Annotated in this window: 19 protein-coding genes and 1 tRNA gene; 8 read left to right on the top strand and 12 right to left on the bottom strand. The window is 73.3% G+C overall.

The genetic code is table 11. The features are described 5' to 3' along the window. Positions 1–17: 17 nt before the first annotated feature. The 3 genes from J2X64_RS08880 to J2X64_RS08870 are packed head-to-tail and all read right to left on the bottom strand — an operon-like array spanning position 18 to position 2,562. Positions 18–803 carry an ABC transporter permease gene (locus J2X64_RS08880; RefSeq protein ID WP_310152568.1) on the bottom strand — a complete coding sequence of 262 codons (786 nt, stop codon included), beginning with the start codon at positions 801–803 and terminating at the stop codon, positions 18–20. After that, on the bottom strand, positions 800–1,447 hold the full coding sequence (locus J2X64_RS08875) for an ABC transporter permease (protein WP_310152559.1): 648 nt from the start codon (positions 1,445–1,447) through the stop codon (positions 800–802). The genes J2X64_RS08880 and J2X64_RS08875 overlap by 4 nt, the downstream gene beginning before the upstream one ends. Next, entirely contained in the window at positions 1,444–2,562 is a 1,119-nt protein-coding gene (locus J2X64_RS08870; protein WP_310152557.1) for an ATP-binding cassette domain-containing protein, read from the bottom strand. Before J2X64_RS08870 ends, J2X64_RS08875 begins: the two co-directional genes overlap by 4 nt. Positions 2,563–2,661: 99 nt before the next feature. Here J2X64_RS08870 and J2X64_RS08865 point away from each other — a divergent pair, with 99 nt between their 5' ends. Next, positions 2,662–4,140, top strand: a complete 1,479-nt coding sequence (locus J2X64_RS08865) for an aromatic amino acid ammonia-lyase (RefSeq protein ID WP_310152554.1) — start codon at positions 2,662–2,664, stop codon at positions 4,138–4,140. Between the two features lie 30 nt (positions 4,141–4,170). On the opposite strand, the gene J2X64_RS08860 is transcribed toward J2X64_RS08865, so the two are convergent. Then, positions 4,171–4,797, bottom strand: coding sequence for an alpha/beta fold hydrolase (locus tag J2X64_RS08860; protein ID WP_310152549.1), 627 nt, complete (start codon positions 4,795–4,797; stop codon positions 4,171–4,173). 76 nt (positions 4,798–4,873) lie between these two features. Next, positions 4,874–5,449: a dCTP deaminase gene (gene dcd, locus J2X64_RS08855; RefSeq protein ID WP_310152547.1), complete on the bottom strand. Its 576-nt coding sequence runs from the start codon at positions 5,447–5,449 to the stop codon at positions 4,874–4,876. A 95-nt stretch (positions 5,450–5,544) separates the two neighbouring features. Here dcd and J2X64_RS08850 point away from each other — a divergent pair. Together J2X64_RS08850 and J2X64_RS08845 are read left to right on the top strand one after the other, a co-directional pair. Next, positions 5,545–5,615 (top strand) — tRNA-Gly (locus tag J2X64_RS08850). A 515-nt stretch (positions 5,616–6,130) separates the two neighbouring features. Continuing rightward, on the top strand, positions 6,131–6,961 hold the full coding sequence (locus J2X64_RS08845; RefSeq protein ID WP_310152545.1) for a hypothetical protein: 831 nt from the start codon (positions 6,131–6,133) through the stop codon (positions 6,959–6,961). A gap of 157 nt (positions 6,962–7,118) precedes the next feature. Here J2X64_RS08845 and J2X64_RS08840 read toward each other — a convergent pair whose 3' ends face one another. The 3 genes from J2X64_RS08840 to J2X64_RS08830 are packed head-to-tail and all read right to left on the bottom strand — an operon-like array spanning position 7,119 to position 9,670. Beyond that, positions 7,119–7,658 carry a hypothetical protein gene (locus J2X64_RS08840; protein ID WP_310152542.1) on the bottom strand — a complete coding sequence of 180 codons (540 nt, stop codon included), beginning with the start codon at positions 7,656–7,658 and terminating at the stop codon, positions 7,119–7,121. After that, complete coding sequence (locus J2X64_RS08835) at positions 7,658–9,130, bottom strand: SPFH domain-containing protein (RefSeq protein ID WP_310152539.1); 1,473 nt, start codon at positions 9,128–9,130, stop codon at positions 7,658–7,660. Before J2X64_RS08835 ends, J2X64_RS08840 begins: the two co-directional genes overlap by 1 nt. Before the next feature lie 30 nt (positions 9,131–9,160). Continuing rightward, positions 9,161–9,670: an NfeD family protein gene (locus J2X64_RS08830; RefSeq protein ID WP_310152536.1), complete on the bottom strand. Its 510-nt coding sequence runs from the start codon at positions 9,668–9,670 to the stop codon at positions 9,161–9,163. A gap of 286 nt (positions 9,671–9,956) precedes the next feature. Between J2X64_RS08830 and J2X64_RS08825 the strand changes: the two genes are divergently transcribed. Genes J2X64_RS08825 through J2X64_RS08815 form a run of 3 tightly spaced genes read left to right on the top strand, consistent with a single transcriptional unit; the run spans position 9,957 to position 13,162 of the window. Continuing rightward, the gene (locus tag J2X64_RS08825) at positions 9,957–10,607 is read left to right on the top strand and encodes a TetR/AcrR family transcriptional regulator (RefSeq protein WP_310152534.1); all 651 of its coding nucleotides are present in this window, start codon (positions 9,957–9,959) and stop codon (positions 10,605–10,607) included. A 24-nt stretch (positions 10,608–10,631) separates the two neighbouring features. Next, positions 10,632–12,875, top strand: coding sequence for an MMPL family transporter (locus J2X64_RS08820; RefSeq protein ID WP_310152531.1), 2,244 nt, complete (start codon positions 10,632–10,634; stop codon positions 12,873–12,875). After that, entirely contained in the window at positions 12,776–13,162 is a 387-nt protein-coding gene (locus J2X64_RS08815; RefSeq protein WP_310152525.1) for an MMPL family transporter, read from the top strand. The genes J2X64_RS08820 and J2X64_RS08815 overlap by 100 nt, the downstream gene beginning before the upstream one ends. A gap of 104 nt (positions 13,163–13,266) precedes the next feature. Here J2X64_RS08815 and J2X64_RS08810 read toward each other — a convergent pair whose 3' ends face one another. The 4 genes from J2X64_RS08810 to J2X64_RS08795 form a co-directional block, all read right to left on the bottom strand. After that, positions 13,267–13,572: a hypothetical protein gene (locus J2X64_RS08810; protein ID WP_310152523.1), complete on the bottom strand. Its 306-nt coding sequence runs from the start codon at positions 13,570–13,572 to the stop codon at positions 13,267–13,269. Between the two features lie 124 nt (positions 13,573–13,696). Next, positions 13,697–15,013, bottom strand: coding sequence for a hypothetical protein (locus tag J2X64_RS08805; protein WP_310152520.1), 1,317 nt, complete (start codon positions 15,011–15,013; stop codon positions 13,697–13,699). Positions 15,014–15,151: 138 nt separating this feature from the next. After that, complete coding sequence (locus tag J2X64_RS08800; protein ID WP_310152517.1) at positions 15,152–15,343, bottom strand: hypothetical protein; 192 nt, start codon at positions 15,341–15,343, stop codon at positions 15,152–15,154. Positions 15,344–15,407: 64 nt separating this feature from the next. Further along, positions 15,408–15,569 (bottom strand): hypothetical protein, encoded by a 162-nt coding sequence (locus J2X64_RS08795; RefSeq protein WP_310152514.1) that lies wholly within the window; start codon positions 15,567–15,569, stop codon positions 15,408–15,410. Between the two features lie 326 nt (positions 15,570–15,895). Between J2X64_RS08795 and J2X64_RS08790 the strand changes: the two genes are divergently transcribed. Continuing rightward, entirely contained in the window at positions 15,896–17,143 is a 1,248-nt protein-coding gene (locus J2X64_RS08790; RefSeq protein WP_310152511.1) for a GH12 family glycosyl hydrolase domain-containing protein, read from the top strand. A gap of 274 nt (positions 17,144–17,417) precedes the next feature. After that, positions 17,418–17,912: a hypothetical protein gene (locus J2X64_RS08785; RefSeq protein ID WP_310152509.1), complete on the top strand. Its 495-nt coding sequence runs from the start codon at positions 17,418–17,420 to the stop codon at positions 17,910–17,912. Positions 17,913–17,918 lie beyond the last annotated feature (6 nt).

Raw genomic sequence — 17,918 nt, 5'->3', positions numbered from 1 at the left:
GTTCGGTCGACAGGTCGTCAACTGGCTTGGGCGTCCACGGTACGCCGCGGCTCGCGAATCTCTACATCCTGTGGGGTATTTCCGCGCTGGGCGAACCGGCGCCGCCCCCGGCGGCCGCCACCCGTGCCTCGACCCGTGAGCCCGGGCGAGACGACGTAGCGCTGGACGACGGCGAGGACCAGGTCGACCACCAGAGCGAGCACGGCCACCAGCAGGGCACCGCCGGCCATCTGCGGGTAGTCGCGCACCTTCTGGCCGTCGATGAGGAACCGGCCGAGGCCGCCCGTGCCCGCCACGGCGGCCAGGGTCGCGGTGGCGATCACCTGGAGGGTCGCGGAGCGGAAGCCGGAGAAGATCAGCGGCATCGCGTTGGGGACCTCGACCTTGGCCAGCACCTGGCCACCGGTCATGCCCATGCCGCGCGCAGCGTCACGGGCCGCGGGGTCGACACCCTCGACCCCGGCATACGCCCCCGCCATGATCGGGGGGATCGCGAGGACGACGAGCACGATGAGGCACGGCACGAGGAACGCCGAGTCGCCCGAGAGCCGGGGGAACAGCCACAGCACCATGAGGTAGAGCAGGCCCAGGCTCGGGATCGCGCGGGCGGCGCCGGCGAGGCCGACGACGAGGAAGCGGCCGCGACCGGTGTGCCCGACGGCCAGACCGGCGGGGATGGCGATGAGGGCGGCGACGAGCAGCGAGAAGCCCGAGTACCAGAGGTGGGAGAGCGTCTGGCCGGGTATGCCGTCCGGCCCGGACCAGTTCGTCGGGTCGGTGAGCCAGGTGAGGACGCCGTTCATGCCCGGGCTCCTGTCGCGCGGGTCCACGGGGTCAGCACGCGGGCCGCCGTGACGATGACCCCGTCGAAGAGCAGGGCGAGCGCGACGCAGCCGAGGATGCCGACGACGAGCGGGTCGTAGAAGTCGCGGTTGAAGCCGTCGCTGAAGAGCAGGCCGAGCTGCTGCACCCCGATGACCGTGGCGACGCTGACGATGCTGACGTTGCTGACGGCGGCCACGCGCAGGCCGGCGGCGATGACCGGGACCGCCAGCGGCAGCTCGACGGCGAAGAAGCGCTTGCCGCGGGTGTAGCCCATCGCGGTCGCGGCGTTCTCGACGTCGTCCGGCACGGCACCGAGGCCGTCGGCCACGGTCCGCACGAGCAGCGCCACCGTGTAGAGCGACAGGGCGACGATGACGTTGACCGGGCTCAGGATCCCGTAGCCGGTGACGAGCGGCAGGATCACGAAGAGCGCGAGGCTGGGGATCGTGTACAGGAGTCCGAAGCCCGCGGTGAAGGGGGCGTAGAGCCAGGTGAAGCGCCGGGCCAGCCAGCCCAGGGGCAGGGCGAGGACCAGTCCCACCACGAGCGGGATGCCCGCGAGGTAGGCGTGCTGCACGGCGAGGTCGAGGACGTCGCCGACGTGGTCGAGGAACCAGGTCATGCGACCGGGGCCCCGGGGCGGTCGCGGTCCTCCAGCTCGGGCCGGTCGGCGTCCTCGATCGCGGTGAGCACCTCGTGCGCCCGCACGGTGCCGACGAGGGAGCCGGAGTCGTCGACGATGACGCCGCGGCGGCTCGGGCTGGACAGGGCCGCGTCGAGGGACGAGCGCAGCGGGCCGCTGGCCCGGGCCACGGTGCCACCGCGGTGCAGGTGCTCGCTGGTGACCTCGCCGTCGACCCGCCGGGGCTCGACCCAGCCGAGCGGGTGGTTGCGCTCGTCGACGACGAGCAGCCAGTCCGCGTCGATGCCCTTGGTCGACTCCCCGACGGTGATGGTGCGCTCGGGACGCAGCGGCAGCTTCGGGGTCGGTTGGAACGACAGCGCCCGGTAGCCGCGGTCCCGGCCCACGAAGTCCGCGACGAAGTCGTTGACCGGGTGGGCGAGCAGGTAGGCCGGTTCGGCGATCTGCGCGAGGTGGCCGCCCACCTGGAGCACGGCCACCTGGTCCCCGAGCTTGATCGCCTCGTCGATGTCGTGGGTGACGAAGACGATGGTCTTGCCGAGCTCGCCCTGCAGCCTCAGGAACTCGTCCTGCAGCTGCTCGCGCACGACCGGGTCGACGGCGCTGAACGGCTCGTCCATGAGCATCACCGGCGGGTCGGCGGCGAGCGCCCGGGCGACACCGACGCGCTGCTGCTGGCCGCCGGAGAGCTGGGCTGGGTACCGCCTGGCGAAGGCCGGGTCGAGGCCGACCCGCTCGAGCAGCTCCATCGAGCGCTTCTCGGTCTCGCGCCTGTCGCGGCCGAGCAGTCGCGGGACGGTGCCGATGTTGTCCAGGACCGTGCGGTGCGGGAACAGCCCCGCGTGCTGGATGACGTACCCGATGCCGCGTCGGAGCTCGGACTCCTTCATCCGAGCCGTGTCGCGACCGTCGAGCGAGATCGTGCCCGAGGTGGGCCGGATCATCCGGTTGATCATCCGCAGGGAGGTCGTCTTGCCGCAGCCGGACGGCCCGACCAGCACGGTGATCTTGCCGGTGGGCGCCTCGAAGCTCAGGTTGTCGACGGCGACTGTGCCATCGGGGTACTCCTTGGTCACGCCGTCGAAGACGATCATGCCGATCAACTTAACGCCTGTCGGTGACACCCGCCGATCCCGCGGACCGACCCCGAAACCTGTCCTGCGCAGGGTTGCCCGGCCGCGATACTGGGGCCTGTGGCACAGACCGTCGACCTCACCGGCGCGGACCTCGACCTCGAGGGCATCGCCGTCCTCGCCCGCGGAGCGGCGGTGGCAGCGCACCCGGACGCCGTCGCCCGGGCCGCCCGCGCCCACCGCGACGCGGCCGTGGTCGCCGAGCGGCGCGAGGTGTACGGCCACACGACGGGCGTCGGTGCCGCGCGGGAGGAGCTGACCGGTTCGGACGAGGAGCACGGCCTGCGGCTGCTGCGCACGCACGCCGCCGGATGGGGCGACCAGCTGCCCGAGCCGGTCGTGCGCGCGGCCCTGGCGATCCGGGCCAACCAGCTGCTCGCGGCCGGGTCGGGCGCGCGGACCGAGCTCGCGGTGGCCCTGGCCGACCTCGCGGGTATGCCGGCGGAGGACCTCCCCGTCGTGCACCGTCACGGTTCGCTCGGCACCGCCGACCTGACGGCTCTCGCGGAGGTCGGCCTCACCCTGTTGGGCGAGCGCGACCGCGTGGGCGGCAGGAGGAGGAAGGTCCTGCACCTCGACGCCGGCGACGCGCTCCCCCTGCTGTCCTCCAACGCCTTCGCGCTCGCGGAGTCCGCCCTGGCGACCCGCTCGGTGGCCCGCACCGCCCGCGCTGCCAGCACCGTCTGCGCCCTCACCTTCGTCGCCCTGCGCGGCAACCCCGAGGCGTTCAGCGAGGCCGCGGCCCACGCGACCCCCTTCCCCGGGGCCGCCGAGGTCGCCGGGCACGTGCGTGCCCTCGTCACCGGCCAGCCGGGTCGCCCCGCGTACATCCAGGACTTCTTCGGCCTGCGCACCTGGCCGCAGGTCCACGGGCCGCTGCTCGACTGGTCGGCGAACCTGCGCACCGTCGTCGAGACGGCCGTGAACACCGCCTCCGAGAACCCCGTCTTCACCCCCGGCCCGGACGGTCCGCAGGTCGCGCACCACGGCGGCTTCCACGCGGCATACCTCGCCCTCGGGGCGGACTCGACCCTGCTGGCGCTCGCGCGCTCGTCCGCCGCGGTGCAGTCCCGGGTCGCGCACCTGCTCACCGGCCGTGAGGGGCTGCCCCTCTTCCTCGCGGACGAGACGTCGGGGTCGTCGGGCCTGCTCATCGCCGAGTACGTCGCCGCGTCGGCGGTGTCGGTCGTGCGCCAGGCCGCGGCGGCACCGTCGGCGGTGCAGACCGCCCAGGTCTCGGCCGGCATCGAGGACGACGCGTCGTTCGCGGCCGCCGCCGCGGAGCGGCTCACCCGCGCGGCGCAGGCGTACCGGCGGCTGGTGGCGGTCGAGCTCGTGTGCGCCGTGCGGGCGCTGCGGCAGTCGGGCACCCGACCGGTCGGCGCGCTCGCCGAGGCGCTGGCGCGCTGCGACCAGCTGCCGAAGGACCTCGGTGACCGTGACCTGGCCGGCGACTTCGAGGTGGCCGAGCGGGTGCTCGAGGGGTATGCCGCGGAGCCGGTGCCCGTCACCGGCTCCGTTCCGGGGGCCCACGGCTAGGACTGGGCGGCCTGCGTCTGGGCTCCGGACCTAGGCCTGGGGCCGGGTCAGGTGGGTCGCGAGGAACTCGGCGGACTCGCGGTGCCAGCGGCCGGGCTGGCGCAGCATCCCGTGGACGTCGCCGTGCACGTCGCGGTAGATGACGTCGGCGCCCATGGCGGCCATGGCGTCGGCCATCGCGCGCGAGCGCCGCGGCGAGGTGATCCGGTCCCGGGTGCCGTGCATGAAGAGCACGTGAAGGCCGCGGTGCCAGCGGGCGCGGTCCTGGGCCTCGACCCAGGGTGCGAGGGCCGCGATGGCGCGGACCCGCTCGTCGCCGGCGAGGTGGAGGGCCACCCGACCGCCCATCGAGTGGCCGAGGAGGCCGACCGGCACACCCGGGTGCCGGGCCTCGATCTGCTCGAGCGCCAGCAACGTGTCCATGAGGGGGCTGGCCTCGTCGGCGTTCCAGCCGCGCACGGCATACCGGATCGAGGCCACGGCCACGCGCCCGCGCCCGGCGCGCGCGACGGCCCGCTCGAACGGCCGCATCCGCCAGACGGCGGCCTGCCAGTCGCGGACGGCGTCGTGGCCGTGCTCACGACCTCCGTGCAGGACGAGGACGACGGCGTCGGGCTGGGCGAGCTCGGTGGGCCACAGCAGGCGGGAAGCGGGCATGGGACTCCTGGGTCGGGACGGGCACGACGGATTCGCCGTCGGCCTCCCGGTGGATTGGTCGGTCCGACCCTGCCGGTCAGACCTTGCTCGTGGAGAAGTTCTTGAACGAGCGGCTCGCCGTCGGGCCGCGCTGGCCCTGGTAGTGCGAGCCGTACTTGGCCGAGCCGTAGGGGTTGTCGACCGGGCTGGAGAGGCGGAAGAAGCAGAGCTGGCCGATCTTCATGCCCGGCCACAGCTTGATCGGCAGGGTGGCGACGTTGCTCAGCTCGAGGGTGACGTGGCCGGTGAAGCCGGGGTCGACGAAGCCGGCCGTCGCGTGGGTGAGCAGGCCGAGGCGGCCCAGGCTCGACTTGCCCTCGACCCGAGCCGCGACGTCGTCCGGCAGGGTGACGGTCTCGTAGATGGAGCCGAGGACGAACTCGCCCGGGTGCAGGACGAACGGCTCGCCGTCCGAGACCTCGACGAGACGGGTCAGGTCGGGCTGGTCCTCGGCCGGGTCGATGTACGGGTACTTGTGGTTGTCGAACAGCCGGAAGTACCTGTCGAGGCGCACGTCGACGCTGCTCGGCTGCACCATCTCGGGGTCCCAGGGGTCGAGGACGACCCGCCCGGCGTCGATCTCGGCGATGATGTCGCGGTCGCTCAGCAGCACGGGGGAAGAGTAACGCGAGGGGTGTGCCGGGGGCGGTCGGTCCGGCCCGCGGCGTCGGTTAGACTCCTGCCGCACCGCCGGTTCCGGCGGTGCACGCCGATGTAGCTCAATGGTAGAGCGCCAGCTTCCCAAGCTGGACACGCGGGTTCGATTCCCGTCATCGGCTCAGACGCGAGGAACCCCCGAACACGCTTTTCGTTCGGGGGTTCCTCGCGTCTGACTCGGTAGGCACGGCGGGAATCGGGAGGAGCCCCTCGGCGCGAAGCGCCCCCGGCGACGGCTCCCGTCATCGGCGGACGCAACGGGTGAGCGGGCGCCCACCTCGCGGGTGCGAGGCGGGCCGCCTCGGGTGTGCCCAGCGGTTGCACGGCGGACGCGACGGGCGAGTGGCCGCCAGCGTCGACGGCACGAGGGGCCTCATCGGACGGGACCCGGAGCCAGTCCCCGTCACAGCGCGAAGCGGAATCCAACGGGCGAAACCGCCCACACCGCCTTGACGATTGCGTTACTCAACGGCATACGCAGGCCATCACAAGGTAGCAGCGGGCGACGGCGCTGGTCACGCCCCAGATGCCCGACGACGCACCGATCAGTTCTCCGTACCGTCCAACGCGGGCATCGGAACGCATCCGGCAACGGGGCCGGCTCCGCCTCACCGGCCCGGGACAGAAAGGGAGCACGATGTCACGACCCAACTGGCGAGCACCCCTGGTGGCGCTCGGCTCGACCGTCCTGCTGGTGACCGGCGCCCAGGTCGTCGCGGCGCAGCCGTCGGCGGTCTCGGCCACCACCCCGACCGTCATCAACGCCTGCTACCAGAAGAACCAGGGGATGCTGCGGCTCCTGGTGGGCAGCGAGGGGTGCCGGCCGTCCGAGGTCGCCATCAGCTGGAACCAGCAGGGGATCCAGGGCCCCGCAGGTCCCCAGGGACCTGCCGGACCCAAGGGTGACACCGGTGCGACCGGTGCCACGGGCGCGACCGGACCCGCCGGCCCGGCCGGCCCCGTCGGACCTGCTGGCCCCAAGGGTGACACGGGCGCCACCGGACCGCAGGGTCCCTCCGGCATCAGCGGACTGGCCGGGAAGTCCTGCCCGGCAGGGCAGTTCGTGACCGGTTTCTCGGCCGCGGGTGCGCTCGTCTGCGGCGGGACGACACCTCCGCCGCCCACCTGCTCGGCGACGACGCTGACCAACACCACCACGAGCATCAAGGACAATGACTTCGACTCGCACTGGCCGGGTGGCGTCGTCACCCTGGGCACCGCCTCCTGCAACGTCACCCTGGCTCGGCCGTCGGGCAGCATCGTGCTCGTCGGGCTCCTCGGCGACGCCTGGCGGATCACCGGGAAGACGGGCTTCGCAAACGCGACGCTCACGGTCAACCTGCCCCAGTGCAACTCGCCGGCGGCCATCCCGAACGTCACCGCGAACCGGCCCTCCTGCTCCTCTGCCTACACCGGGATCCTCGGCGGCAGCCCGTCGACGGCCTCGGCCTCCATCGCCGCCAACTGACGGCCCCACCCCACGACACGCATCCCCACACCCCCACCCGAGGGGGCCGGTTCACCGAACCGGCCCCCTCGGCCTGTGGTTCAGCCGCTCGTGGTCCAGCGGTCCGTGGTGCTGCGGGCTGGTGGTGCGTCGGGGACACCCCCGCGCTGCGCCGCCGTCAGGACGTGACGGCGTGGACGGTGCCGCGTATGCCGGCCGCCTGCAGCTCCTCGCGCAGGATCCGCCGGAACGTCGTGGCCATGGGCTCCTCGATCGAGCCCTTGCAGTCGACGTACAGCTCGACCCCCTCGGCGGTCACCTTCGGGTCCGAGACGTAGTTGGGCGTGTAGAGGTCGTTCGCGGCGGCCGACTCGATGCCCGCCTCGTCGTGGTACTCCGTGCCCCGCTCGTCCACCAGCATGAAGCGGGCGCCGGCCGCATTGAGGGCGCGGACGACCTTCTCCCGGCCGGAGTCGCTGACGACACGGAGCACCTCGTTCGACGTGCCGACGTCCTCGCGGTAGGCGAAGACGTCCGCGTCGATGACCAGTCCCTCACCGCGGTCGGCCTGGACCACCGTCGGGGCGGTGCCCCTCGGCTCGGCGAGCAGCCGCACCTCGCACCCCGAGAGGGCGAGGACGGCGACCGCGAGCACGGCGACGGTGCCCACGGCCCTCGAGCGGGCGGACGTGACCACCTTCGTCGACACCAAGGCCATCAGGCGCCCGTGCTGCCGTCCGCGGACCCGTCTGCCAGCGCGCCCGCGACGAGGGCGCCGGTGGCCGCGCCGGCAGCCGCGGCGCTTGAGCCGTTGCGCCCGGCGATCCCGTCCATCAGGCCGTTGAGGTCGACCCCGGTGGCGTCGCGCAGCATCGTCTGCAGCTGGGCGAAGTTGTTCGTCACCGTCTTGGGCAGCGCCCCGGCGCCGTCGGTCGACACCACCGTCAGCTTGTCGATCGCCGCCATGGGCGAGGCCAGCTCGCGCGCGACCTGCGGCAGCACCTCGACGAGCATCTGCATCTTCGCGGCCTCGCCGTACTTGCCGAGGGCGTCGGCCTTGGCCTCCATGGTGCGCGCCTCGGCCTGGCCCCGGGCCAGGGTGGCCGCCGCCTCCGCCTCGCCCTCGAGCTTGGTCGCCGCGGCGATCGCCGCACGGCGGTCGCGCTCGGCCTCACCGGTGAGCTTCGCGGTCTCGGCCTGGGCCTGTGCCTGCGCGACCTTGGTGTACTTGTCGGCGGCAGCGTTCTGCTCCGTGGTGAAGCGGGCGGCCTCGGCGTCCTGCTGCGCGGCATACCGCTTGGCGTCGGCGGGCTTGCGCACCTCGGTGTCGAGCTGGCGCTCGGTGAGCTCGGCCTGGCGCTCGGCGACGAGGCTCTGCGCGGTGAGCACCTCCTGCTGCTTGGCCGCGGAGGCGAGGGGGCCGGCGGCGGCCGCGTTCGCCTGCGCCGCCTCGGTCTCGGCCTTGATCTGCGCCTCGCGGAGTGCGAAGTCGCGCCGGGCGACGAGGACCTCCTGCTGCGCGGCGAGCTGGCGCTGCTCGGCGTTGCGGGTCGCGTCGGCCTCGGCGATCTTGGCGTCCTGCTCGACCCGGGCCGCCTCGGGGCGGCCGAGGTTGCGCAGGTAGTCGGTGTCGTCGTTGATGTCGAGCACCTGGAAGTTGTCGAGGGTCAGGCCCTGCCCGGTGAGGGCGTGCTCGGTGACCTCCGCGACCTGGGCGCCGAGCGCGGCGCGGTCGCGGATGATCTCCTCCACGGTCAGGGTGCCGACGATGCTGCGCAGGGCACCGGACAGGGTGCGCTCGGTGAAGGCCGTGATGGCGCCCTGCTGGTTGCCGAACCGCTGGGCGGCGGCGCGGACCGCCTCCTCGGTGCCGCCGACCTTGACGATCGCGATGCCGTCCACGGTGAGCTTGATGTTGTTCTTGGACACGGCGTTCGGGACGCGCAGCTCGATCTCGCGGCTGGACAGGTCCATCACCGACATCTTCTGCACGACGGGCAGGACGAAGACGCCGGCACCGATGACGACCTTCTGCCCGGCGAGGTCCTCGCCGCTGCTCTTGCGGCCGGTGATGAGCAGGGCCTCGTTGGGCTTGGCGACCTTGTAGCGCGAGACGACCGCGAGGACCGAGATGATGACGAGCGCGACCAGGGCGACGACGCCGAGGACGACGGGGCTGAGACCGAACACGTGGGGCTCCGTTCTGGGTGGTGAGAGGTGTCAGAGGGCGCGGACGCGCACGGACGAGCTGGACAGGGAGTCTGTGACGAGGACGTCGGACCCCACGGCGATCGCGCCGGACTCCGAGCGCGCGTTGTACTTCTGGCGGTGGCCGCCGACGCGGACGAGCACCTCGCCGTAGGCGCCGTCCGCGATGGCGCTCACGACGACGCCGCGGGCCCCGACGAGGTCGTCGGCGCCGGGGGCGCGGTCGGTCGGCGTGTTCTTCACGACCTTGGTGGTCAGGCCGCCCACGGCGCCCATGGCCGCGCCGGCGACGACGCCGACGACGACGGCGAGCAGCAGCGAGGCGCCCATGCCCATGGCGATGCCGCCGACGATGCCGAATGCCGCCGCGAAGCCGGCGACCGCTGCGGTGGAGAGGAACCCGCCGGTGAAGTCGACCCCGTCGAGGACTCCGTCCAGCAGCTCGCCGAAGACGAAGGTGAGCAGGAACAGGGCGACGCCCACGCCGCCGACGATCCAGAACGCGAGCACTGTGGTCCTCACCGGGTAGAGGCCGCAGCATCGGGCTGGCGGCCGTGGAGTCGTTGTGACGTCAGGGATCCCGCCCGCGTTCCACGGCACGAACCCGGCCCGCGCACCGCGCGTCTCCCCCACGCCCGACGCCCTGCCTGCCCTTCACCTCAGGCGGCGTCGGTGCAGACCGTACGCGGTCGGCGGCCCTGCGCGCAGGCAAATGCGCACACTTCGGGCGCCGCGAACCGGTGGGGCAGGACCGATCGCGACCGGCAACAATTTGCACCCGGTGCAACTAGGTTCCTACGCTCTCCGCGTGACCACCACCTCCGTCGACGGGCGCAGCGTCCTGCGCGCCGAGCGGCGGCAGGCCATCCTCACCGCGGCCCGCGAGCTCGTCGCGTCCGCCTCCACGGCCCACATCACCGTGGAGCAGGTCGCCGAACGGGCCGGGGTGTCGCGGCGCACGGTGTTCAACCACTTCGGCTCCTTCGACGCCCTGCTCGTGGCCGTGTGCGAGGACGTCCTCGCCCAGGTCACCGCGCAGGTCCTCGACGACGTCGCGCGGCGCACGCGCAGGACAGCCGCCACCGGGCACGACCCGAACGCCTCGCTCGACGCCCTGTGCGAGGCCGTGCGTGGCGCTGACCTGCCGACGGCGATGGTGTCGATCGACCGCCTGATCGGCGGCCTCGGCGGTGACGAGACCCGCGTCGAGGCGATCTCGCAGTCCGCGCTGGACCAGGTCGGTCGGCGCATCGCCGCCGAGGTGCTGCGCGCCGACCCCGGACTCGACCCGCTCACCCTCGACCTCACCGTCGCGTTCCTCATGAACGGCGTCGGGGTCCTCGCCCACCGCTGGCTCGAGCAGTCGGGTGCCCGGCTGACGCCGGCCACGCGCGGCGCCTGGACCCGGTCCATGTCGCGCCTGCTCCGGCAGATCCGCTCCGGCTACACCACCGCCTGACCCGAGAAGGAAGACCGAACACCCATGGCTGAGCTCCTCTACCGCGTCGGCCGGTTCGCCGCGCGTCGCCACTGGACCGTCCTGGGCCTGTGGCTGCTGGCCCTCCTCGTCGGGCTGGGGACGTTCCTGGGCTTCTCGGGACCGGTCAGCTCGGCCATCACCATCCCGGGCACCCCGACCAGCGCCGTTGCCGCGCAGCTCGCCCGGGACTTCCCGGACGCCAGCGGCGGCTCGGGGAGCCTGGCCGTCACCACGACGGACGGCACCCCGTTCACCGCCGCACAGAAGTCCGGTGTCGCCCGGCTCCTCGGACAGGTCGACACGGTCCACGGGGTGCGCAGCACGACCGATCCGTTCGCCACGCAGGGGCAGCTCGACCGCGGCGCCGCGCAGCTCGCCGCAGGTCGCACCCAGCTGGACCAGGGGCGTACGGCCCTCGCCCAGGGTGAGCGGAAGCTGGCCGAGCAGCAGCGCCAGCTCGACCAGCAGCGTGCCGCGGCCACCGCGGCGGGGGCCCCGGCGAGCGTCACCGCCCGGCTCGACGCCGCCCAGACCCAGCTGGATGCCGGTCGCAAGCAGCTGGCGGCGCAGCGTGCAACGCTCGAGGCCAAGGCGACGCAGCTCGCGGACGGTGCCCGGGTCGCCGACCTCGCCTCCGGGTTCCGCTTCGTCTCCGAGGACGGTTCGGCGGCCATCGCCCCGGTGTCGTTCGACCTGCCCACCAACGAGGTGCCGACCGAGACCAAGACGGCGATCGAGACGCTCGTGGCGCGGGCCGGGATCGACGGCGTCGCCGTCTACCCGTCGCAGGACATCTCGCAGACGGTCCCGTCGGTCCTCGGCCCCGGGGAGGTCGCCGGTGTCCTGGTGGCGGCCCTGGTCCTGGTCCTCATGCTTGGGACGCTCATCGGGGCGGCGCTCCCCCTGGCCAGCGCCCTGCTCGGCGTCGGCGTGGCGACCCTGGCCGCGATGTCGTTCTCGGGGCTGGTGGACTTCCAGTCGGTGACGCCGGTGCTCGGGGTGATGCTCGGCCTCGCCGTCGGCATCGACTACTCGCTGTTCATCCTCAACCGGCACCGGACCCAGCTGCGCCACGGGATGGGTCTGCACGAGTCGATCGGCGTGGCCAACGGGACCTCCGGCAACGCCGTCGTCTTCGCCGGCGCCACCGTCATGGTCGCGCTGCTCGCCCTCAACATCACCGGCATACCGTTCCTGGGCCTCATGGGCACGGTGGGCGCGGGCGCGGTGTTCGTGGCCATCGTCGTCGCCACCACCTTCACGCCCGCGATGCTGTCGCTGGTGGGTATGCGGATCCTGCGCCGCCGCGAGCGGGCCCACCTCCTCGGGACGGCCGGCGCCGCGGGCGGTCACCGGCCCGCGCAGCCGCCGGTCCGCCCGATGCGCACCAGCCGGGCCGTGCTGACCCTGCTGGTCGGAGTCGCTGCCCTCGCGGTCGTCGCCCTCCCCGCCCTCCAGATGCGGCTCGGCCTGCCCGACGGGTCGAGCCAGCCCCGCGAGACCGCGCCGTACAAGGCCTACGCGCTGCAGGCGGAGCGGTTCGGCGACGGGTACAACGGCCCGCTGCTCGTCGTGGCAGACCTGCCCCGCCCCGTCGCCCGGGACGCTGTCACCGCGGAGCAGGCGGCCGTGGGGCGCGCCATCCGCGACGCTGGTGACGTGGTCGCCGTCGTGCCCGTCAGCGCCTCGCGGGCCCGTGACGCGCTCGCCTTCCAGGTCATCCCCAAGGGCGGCCCGAACAGCGAGTCGACCGCGACGCTGGTCCAGTCACTGCGCGACCTCCAGCCGCGGTCCACCGACGGTGGCCGGGTCACGCTCGGAGTCGCCGGCAACGCCAGCGCCAACATCGACGTCTCGCAGAAGCTGTCCGACGCCCTCCCGCTCTACCTGGTCCTCGTGGTGGGGCTGTCGCTGCTCATCCTCGTCCTGGTGTTCCGCTCCCTGCTGGTGCCCCTGACGGCCACCCTCGGCTTCGTGCTCTCCCTGCTGGCGTCGTTCGGCGGCCTCACGGCGATCTTCCAGCTGGGGTGGCTCTCGAGCCTCTTCGGCGTGCACGACCCGGGGCCGATCCTGAGCTTCCTGCCGATCATCGAGACGGGCATCCTCTTCGGCCTGGCCATGGACTACCAGCTTTCCTCGTCTCCGGCATGCGCGAGGCCTGGGCGCGCGGGGCCCCGCCGCGGGTGGCTGTGCAGCGCGGTGTGCACGCGGGCCGGGCCGTCGTCACGGCGGCGGCGATCATCATGACCTCGGTCTTCGCCGGCTTCATCTTCTCCCACGACGCGACCATCAAGCCGATCGGCTTCGGGCTCGCCTTCGGGGTCCTGCTCGACGCCTTCGTCGTCCGGCTGGTGCTCGTCCCGGCCATCATGCACCTGCTCGGCGGGGCGGCCTGGTGGCTCCCGCGGTGGCTCGACCGCCTCCTGCCCGACGTCGACGTGGAGGGCGCCCGGCTCGAGCGCGAGCACCCGCTGCCCGACGCCGACCCGTCGGCCGACGAGGACCCGGACCTCGTGGCCCGCGCCCGCGGCTGACCAGCGCTGCGTCCCGCGGCGGGCCGATGTCCCGTGGCGTGGCCGACCAGCGCCCGCGACCGACCAGTGCCCGGGGCTGACCCGATCCCGCGACCGACCGGGGCTCAGAGTCCCCAGCCGTGCGAGCGCAGGGACAGCTGGTCGCTCGTGGCCCGCAGCTGGTCGGTGTGGAGCTCGACGCGGGCCGGGTGCGTCCCGCCGGGCACCTCGAACACGCCGTACACGTAGGGGTACGACGGTGGGCCCTCGGCCTCGAGCGACCGCAGCACCGATTCCCTCGGGACGCGCCCCGGTGCCCCCACGGACCCGGCGGTCGGGCGCCTGTGGGCGGTGGCGAGGGCCGCGTTGATCTCCCGCACCTGGTGCAGCTCCCGGGTGTGCGTGGTCGGGGCCAGCGTGTGCTGCCTCATCGCGTCCCCCTCTGTGCTCGTGCGGTCGGTCGCCAGGTCGGCGGGCGGTCGCCAGGGCCCAGCGTGCGCCGGGACAGCATGCGGCAGCAGGGCCAGAAGTCCTCGCCGAACCGGACCGGACGGGTCAGGCCTCGTCGGAACCCTGGACCGCGGACACGGTCAGCAGCGTGAGCGCGGCCGTCCACGCCAGCGGCGCGACCGAGGCGGGGCGGCCGTCGTGGAGCACCTTCTCGGGGAGGGAGCCCGCCTCGGTCCGGTGGCGGTCGAGCCACTCCAGCAGGCGGGTGGCGCGCTCGACCTCGCCGTCCTGCGCGTGGACGAGCGCGAAGAGGGCGGTCTGCGGCGTCCAGCTCACGCCGTCGGCCCGCCAGTCCTCCCCGGGCGCGAGGCCTCCGGCCGGGCGCTGGAGCGCGGCCTCGGCGCGGTCGAGCGCGGCCCGCACCGGGGCCGACGGCGCGTACACGGCATACGGGGGGAAGAGGAAGGCCACCGAGGCGTCGAGGGCACGGCCACCGAGCTCGCGGCCGTACCCGGTCACGCCGAAGCGCTCGGACACCACGCGCGAGACCGCGTCGGCCGCGACGCCGACCCGGTCCGCCCCGGCGTGGTCGCCCAGGACGTCGAGCAGGCGGAAGGCGTGCGAGAGCCCGGCCCACACCGGGGCGGCGATCCCCAGGGTCAGCACGTCGGTCGGCAGCTCCCAGTAGTCGGGGGTCGCCGGCGGCAGCCCGTCCGGCCCGAGGTTGTCCACGAGCACGGACGCGCTGCGCCGCACCAGCGGCTCGAGCCCGCGCAGGACCCGCTCGGCGTCGGCACCTGGCTCGTCGAGCATCGAGGACACCGCCCAGAGCGCCCACGCGGCGTCGTCGAACTGGCGGGGGCGGCGGTCCGGGGAGCGCCGGGTGCTTGCGTCGTACCGCGCCTCGAACCAGCCGTCCGCCCCCTGCACCTCCTGCAGGAAGTGAAGCTGCGCCACCCCCTCGTCGAGGAACCCACAGCGGGCCAGCGCGACGGCGACGTGCGCGCAGTCGCGCGGCCAGACGTACCGCCACGGCGAGGTCCAGCCGGCCACGGTCGCCGGGAGCCCGTGGGTGAGCACCCGCAGGTCGAGCAGCGCCGTCCGGGTGATGCCGGACCACCGGCCGGGCTCCCGCGTCCAGGCGGCGGCCGACCCGAGGAACTCCGCCTCGGCGTGGACGAGCCGCGCGGGGTAGCGGTCGGTGCGCAGCACCCGGGTGCCCTCGACGAGCAGGTCGGCGCGCCCCACCGGGACGGGGGTGCGGGCTCCGGCCTCGCCGAGGGCGACGGTCTCGGAGTACAGCGGCAGCTCCCGGCGGTCGGCCGGTCCGCGCGCCTCGAGCAGGCCGAACGAGGCGGCGGCCGCCGCACCGACGCCGCCGGCCAGCACCGCGCGCCGCGGCACGATCCCTGCAGGGCCCACCCGTGCAGGCTATGCCGGGTCGGTCCCGTTTCCGAGGGCCTTTCCCACGCCTGTCCCGTATGCCGGTCGGCCGGCTGGCACCGTCAGCCCGGCAGTGCCCGCGGGTGCGCACCGCGCAACGGCTGCGCCGTGCTGGGCTCAGGCGGTGTGGCGCAGCACCTGTGGGGCGACGGACTCGGCGGGCAGGAGGAAGACGGCTGCGTCGCAGACCGAGCAGCACAGACCGGGGTGGCCCTCGTCGTCCACGGGCAGGAGCAGCTGCTCGGCGCCACAGTCCTCGCACCAGGCCTGGACCGCGTGCAGCAGGAGCACGTCAGCGAGCGGTTCCATGCCACGAGCGTGGCATGGACTGCCGGGGCCGCTGCGGACCCACGCCGGACCGCGTGGACCGCGGTCAGTCCTCCTGGCGGGTCCGCGTGGACGCCTCCGTGGAACGGTCCGTGAAGACCAGGTCGGGGACGACCGGCTCGTCCACCCCGGGCGGCGCCGGGACGTCCGGCGTCACGGGCGGGAAGGTGGTCCCATCGGGCTGCAGGTGCGACTCGTAGGTCTCCATGAGTCTCTCCGTTTCCTCGGCTCACCCTCCACCCTGCCCCGGGCGCACGACCGGCGCCACCCCTGTGACCTGCGGTGATGCTGTGGATCGACTCAAGGGAAGGGCGACGGAGCGCGCGGGTGCGGTGGTTTCCGCGCGACTGCGTCGGGTCGTCGGCAGCGGTCGCGCACCCCGGTGTCGGGCGCGCTCGACACGCGGGCCTGATTTGCCCGATCGACCCCGGATGTGGTGCCCTCGGGTGTCGCGCCATCGGGCGCCTCGTGGAGCAGGGCCCGTGGCCGGCCGTTGGGGCCCAGACAGTTTCGTCGACCCCTCCTGGAGGACCTGTGAAGTTCCGACCCCCGCTCCTGCCTGCCGTCGCGGTCACCGCCGTGGCGCTCGTCGCCGCCCTCGCGGTGCACGACACCGTCAGGACGTCCGACCAACAGCTCACCGGGGCCGTCAAGGTCGTGGCGACCACCGGTGACGCCACGTCGGTCACGTCCGGCGGCGCCGTCCTCGGGGGATCGGTGTCCGCTGCGCCCGGCTCGGCGCCCACGGCCACGTTCCAGTTCGGCACGTCCACGGCATACGGCTCGTCCGCGGCCGCGACGACGTCGGGCAAGGGACGCACCACGATGGCATCGGCGACGCTGGGCAGCCTGGCGAGCGGGACCACGTACCACTACCGCCTCGTCGCGAAGACCTCGGCGGGGACGGCCTTCGGCGCGGACCGCACGTTCACGACGACCCCGCAGCCGTCGACCACCTCCACCACGACCACGACGACGTCGTCCCCGACCACGTCCCCGACGGCGACGCAGACGAGCACGAGCAGCACGACCACGAGCAGCACGTCGACCGGCTCGACGACGACGCCCACCTCGTCGACGACGTCGAGCACCACGACGAGCGCGCCCGCGCCGGTGGGGTCGGTGTGCACGAACCCGTACTTCACCACCAGCGACCCCAACGGTGGCGTGACCGACGGCGGCTTCTACGTCCACAACAACCTGTGGAACGCCGCGAAGTACCCCGGCACCAAGGGCACCACCTCGGTCTGCTCGTTCCACTCCTGGAACCACACCGCGACCGCCAGCAACAGCTCGGGCACCGGTGAGGTCAAGACCTACCCCAACGTGCACAAGGACTACTCCGGACGCACCATCGCCAGCTTCCCCAAGCTGACCTCCTCCTTCGCCGCGACCTCCCCGAACGTGGGCATCTACGACGTCGCCTACGACCTGTGGCTCAACGGGGTCCCCAACGACGAGGTCATGATCTGGACCGACAACCACGGCCAGTACCCCGCCGGGAACCGGTTCGCCACCGGCGTCACCCTGGGCGGGCACACCTGGGACGTGTACGCCACCACCGGCAACGGGTACATCGCCTTCGTGCCCTCCGGCGGTGCCCGCCTGACCTCCGGCACCGTCGACATCAAGGCGATGCTGGACTACCTCGTGTCGCTGGGACGGGTCACGAACGGGTCCGCCGCGACCGTGGACCAGGTCTGCTACGGCGTCGAGGTCGTCGACACCGGCGGCTCGCCTGCCACCTGGCAGTTCACCAACTTCTCGCTCACGGACTCCTGAGGCACGTCCGGGAACTACCGAGGCGCGTCTCGGGGACTCTCCCGAGGCGCGTCTCGGGGACTCTCCCGAGGCGCGTCTCGGGGACTCTCCCGAGGCGCGTCTCGGGGACTACTGAGGCGCGTCTCGGGGACCACCGAGAAGCGTTCTCCCTACCCCATCGCGGACCGGTTCGGCTCGGCCCGCTGGTGGAGCGTCTTCGAGCCGTTCTGGTGATGGGCCACGCGGTCGTGCCGGTCGGACCATGGCTGGGGGACAGCCGTGAGAGGACGTTGACATGGGGATCAGGAACAGCAGCAGGGGCCTCCGCTTCGGCCTGACGGTCGCGGGGGCGGTCGCCGGCCTGGTGGCAGCGGGTGCGGCCCCCGCTGGCGCAGCTCCCACAGGGGCCGTGCCCGCGGGGGCCGTGCCCGCCCAGAAGGTCGCGCTGACGAGGACGAACCACAGCTGCGACGGCGTCAGGATCGACGGGGACCGCCCGACGCCGTTCGGCCAGGCAGTGGTCACGCGACCGGCATCGGGCAAGCTCGTGGTGTCCGTGTCGGTCACGGGTGCCAGCCCGGACACCACGTACGCGATCCGGGTCATCCAGCTCCTGCCGGGCGACGCGGACTGCCACGGCATCGCGGGGTACCTCACCACCGACTCGCTCGGCGGGGGTCGGGCGAGCGTGCAGGAACTCGTGCTGCCGGGGGCGTCCCAGGCCTGGGTGGACCTCAACGCCACCGACGACTTCACCAACTTCCTCGACAGCGACCCGGTCAGCTTCTGAGCGGGT

The sequence above is a fragment of the Phycicoccus sp. 3266 genome, from assembly GCF_031456495.1.
Classification (GTDB): Bacteria; Actinomycetota; Actinomycetes; order Actinomycetales; family Dermatophilaceae; genus Pedococcus.
The sequence above is the reverse complement of the archived record's forward strand: the minus strand, read 5'-3'. Positions and strand labels throughout refer to the sequence as shown.

Bases quoted from the DNA above. Each gene is read 5' to 3' on its own strand.
- J2X64_RS08880 (WP_310152568.1), bottom strand. From the start codon at position 803: ATGAACGGCGTCCTCACCTGGCTCACCGACCCGACGAACTGGTCCGGG.
- J2X64_RS08875 (WP_310152559.1), bottom strand. From the start codon at position 1,447: ATGACCTGGTTCCTCGACCACGTCGGCGACGTCCTCGACCTCGCCGTG.
- J2X64_RS08870 (WP_310152557.1), bottom strand. From the start codon at position 2,562: ATGATCGTCTTCGACGGCGTGACCAAGGAGTACCCCGATGGCACAGTC.
- J2X64_RS08860 (WP_310152549.1), bottom strand. From the start codon at position 4,797: ATGCCCGCTTCCCGCCTGCTGTGGCCCACCGAGCTCGCCCAGCCCGAC.
- J2X64_RS08845 (WP_310152545.1), top strand. From the start codon at position 6,131: ATGTCACGACCCAACTGGCGAGCACCCCTGGTGGCGCTCGGCTCGACC.
- J2X64_RS08840 (WP_310152542.1), bottom strand. From the start codon at position 7,658: ATGGCCTTGGTGTCGACGAAGGTGGTCACGTCCGCCCGCTCGAGGGCC.
- J2X64_RS08820 (WP_310152531.1), top strand. From the start codon at position 10,632: ATGGCTGAGCTCCTCTACCGCGTCGGCCGGTTCGCCGCGCGTCGCCAC.
- J2X64_RS08815 (WP_310152525.1), top strand. From the start codon at position 12,776: ATGCGCGAGGCCTGGGCGCGCGGGGCCCCGCCGCGGGTGGCTGTGCAG.
- J2X64_RS08810 (WP_310152523.1), bottom strand. From the start codon at position 13,572: ATGAGGCAGCACACGCTGGCCCCGACCACGCACACCCGGGAGCTGCAC.
- J2X64_RS08800 (WP_310152517.1), bottom strand. From the start codon at position 15,343: ATGGAACCGCTCGCTGACGTGCTCCTGCTGCACGCGGTCCAGGCCTGG.
- J2X64_RS08795 (WP_310152514.1), bottom strand. From the start codon at position 15,569: ATGGAGACCTACGAGTCGCACCTGCAGCCCGATGGGACCACCTTCCCG.
- J2X64_RS08785 (WP_310152509.1), top strand. From the start codon at position 17,418: ATGGGGATCAGGAACAGCAGCAGGGGCCTCCGCTTCGGCCTGACGGTC.